Origin of the sequence: Agarivorans sp. (assembly GCF_050295395.1) — a bacterium.
Taxonomy (GTDB): Bacteria; Pseudomonadota; Gammaproteobacteria; order Enterobacterales; family Celerinatantimonadaceae; genus Agarivorans.
Genome location: NZ_JBNKPP010000112.1, coordinates 1 through 2,264, shown reverse-complemented (window position 1 = coordinate 2,264; position 2,264 = coordinate 1). Strand labels below are relative to the sequence as shown.

Here is a 2,264-nt window from a genome sequence, read left to right as displayed (position 1 = left end):
ATAAGCCCATTATTAGCTATTCTGTTGTCGCTGAATTTTGACACTTGGCTTGGTGTGGTCGCGACCCTGTTGCTTGGTACACCAACACTCAGTTTTATTGGCGCCATCGGCGTAGCATTAACGGTTGGCCTGCAAAAAGGCGGCGTGCTGCTCAGCCTTGTAGTCTTGCCTTTGTATATACCCATCTTAATTTTCGCCACATCAGCGATAGATGCTGCTTCTTTGGGAATGGCCTACAACGGCCAGTTAGCCATCTTAGCGGCAATGCTGGTTGGAGCGATGACGTTAACTCCGTTCGCGATCAGTGCGGCGTTACGAGTAAGCGTTAACTAACTTAAGAACGACTTTTTTATTTAGCCCAAATTTACACAAAAAACTTAACACGAATAAGTTAAGTATTAGAAGCAAAGTGAGGACAAACAATGTGGAAATGGCTCCATCCCTACGCTAAGCCAGAATCTGCGTACCAGTTATGCGGGAAGTTTTTCCCGTGGTTCACTGTTTTAGCTTTTGGCTGTTTGACGGTTGGTACGGTTTGGGGGCTTGCATTTGCTCCGTCGGACTACCAGCAAGGTGATAGTTTCAGGCTTATCTATATTCATGTGCCTTCAGCCATTTGGTCTATGGGTGCTTACATGTCTATGGCAATTGCTGCGTTTATCGGCATCGTCTGGCAGGTAAGATTATCCAATATGGCCGCATTAGCCATGGCTCCTATCGGTGCGGTTTACACTTTTATCGCACTTATCACTGGTGCTGTTTGGGGAAAACCCATGTGGGGAGCTTGGTGGGTTTGGGATGCTCGCCTAACTTCAGAATTAATTCTGCTTTTCCTTTATCTTGGCGTTATTGCTCTGTACCACGCATTTGATGATCAAAAAACCGCTGCGAAAGCGGCAGGTATTTTGGCAATTGTGGGTGTGATTAACCTGCCAATCATTCACTTCTCTGTGGAATGGTGGAACACGTTACATCAAGGTGCAACGATCACTAAGTTTGAGAAGCCTTCTATCTCTGCCAATATGTTGTGGCCGTTGTTACTGAATATTTTTGGCTTTGCTTTTTTCTTTGCTGCGTTGACAGTTGCACGATTAAAAAACGAAATTATCAGTAAAGAGAGTCACCGCCCGTGGGTTATCCAGCTAGCTCAATCAGAGAAAGGAGAGTAACCATGCATTTTGAAACTTGGTCAGATTTTTTCGCGATGGGCGGCTACGCCAGCTACGTTTGGGGTGGTTTCGGCATTACCTATTTATCGATGGCCGTTTTATGGTTTTTGAGTATTAATCGTAGTAAGGCGCTCATGAAAGAAGTCAGAAATAAAATTAAGCGTCAAGAGCGTATCGAAGCGGCTAAACATATGGAGAACACACTGTGAACCCAAGACGTAAAAAGAGGCTCGGTATTGTCCTCGCTATTCTCATTGGTTTAGGCACAACAACAGGTTTGATTCTCTATGCATTAAGCCAAAATATGGACCTGTTCTATACGCCGACAGAATTAGTTAACGGTAAAGATGGCAAAAAGCCAGAGGTTGGTCAGCGCTTACGTATTGGCGGTATGGTCACTGTGGGGTCGGTTAAACGCGATCCTAACTCTCTCAAAGTCAGCTTTTTATTACATGATGTTGGCCCATCGGTCACTGTGGTTTACGAAGGCATTCTTCCCGATCTCTTCCGTGAAGGGCAGGGCATTGTTGCTCAAGGTGTATTAGTGGATGCGACCACAGTTGAAGCCTTTGAAGTACTGGCAAAGCATGATGAAGAATACATGCCTCCTGAAATTGCAGAAGCGATGGAAAAGAACCATGCTCCGCTGACTTACACACCGGAACAAAAACAAGGAAGTGATCAATGATTGCAGAAATAGGTCACTTTGCCCTGATTATTTCGTTGGGCTTAGCCGTCTTGCTAAGCCTATTGCCTTTGGTTGGTGCTTCAAGAAATAACGCATTATTAATGAACTCAGCCCGTCCTCTGGCATGGGGGATGTTCTCATTTTTGCTTTTGTCATTCGGCATTTTGCTTTGGGCATTCTATACCAATGATTTCACGGTTAAATACGTAGCTAGTAACTCGAATAGCTTACTTCCGTGGTATTACCGTTTAACTGCGGTTTGGGGGGCGCACGAAGGTTCGCTTCTGTTATGGGTGTTAATTCAAGCCGCTTGGACTGTTGCGGTTGCAAGTTTTAGCCGTGGTATGCCGCAAGAATCGGTGGCGCGCGTACTTGCTGTTATGGGGATGATCTCCGTAGGTTTCCTA

4 protein-coding genes and 1 pseudogene are annotated in these 2,264 nt (G+C 45.4%); all 5 read left to right on the top strand.

All coding sequences use genetic code 11. The annotated features are described in order from the left end of the window. Positions 1–333: heme exporter protein CcmB (locus ACQY6Q_RS06845; protein WP_427979446.1), on the top strand; the 333-nt coding region annotated here is incomplete at its 5' end. Positions 334–422: 89 nt separating this feature from the next. Next, the gene (locus ACQY6Q_RS06840) at positions 423–1,169 is read left to right on the top strand and encodes a heme ABC transporter permease (protein ID WP_102967666.1); all 747 of its coding nucleotides are present in this window, start codon (positions 423–425) and stop codon (positions 1,167–1,169) included. A 2-nt stretch (positions 1,170–1,171) separates the two neighbouring features. Further along, entirely contained in the window at positions 1,172–1,378 is a 207-nt protein-coding gene (gene ccmD / locus ACQY6Q_RS06835) for a heme exporter protein CcmD (protein WP_042483811.1), read from the top strand. Further along, positions 1,375–1,857, top strand: coding sequence for a cytochrome c maturation protein CcmE (gene ccmE, locus ACQY6Q_RS06830; RefSeq protein ID WP_042483810.1), 483 nt, complete (start codon positions 1,375–1,377; stop codon positions 1,855–1,857). Before ccmD ends, ccmE begins: the two co-directional genes overlap by 4 nt. After that, positions 1,854–2,264 (top strand): annotated as a pseudogene (locus tag ACQY6Q_RS06825) (heme lyase NrfEFG subunit NrfE); the annotation flags it as partial. The gene ccmE and the pseudogene ACQY6Q_RS06825, both read left to right, overlap by 4 nt.

Excerpts from the sequence above, each read along its gene's own strand:
- ACQY6Q_RS06840 (WP_102967666.1), top strand. The coding sequence starts at position 423 with ATGTGGAAATGGCTCCATCCCTACGCTAAGCCAGAATCTGCGTACCAG.
- ccmD (WP_042483811.1), top strand. The coding sequence starts at position 1,172 with ATGCATTTTGAAACTTGGTCAGATTTTTTCGCGATGGGCGGCTACGCC.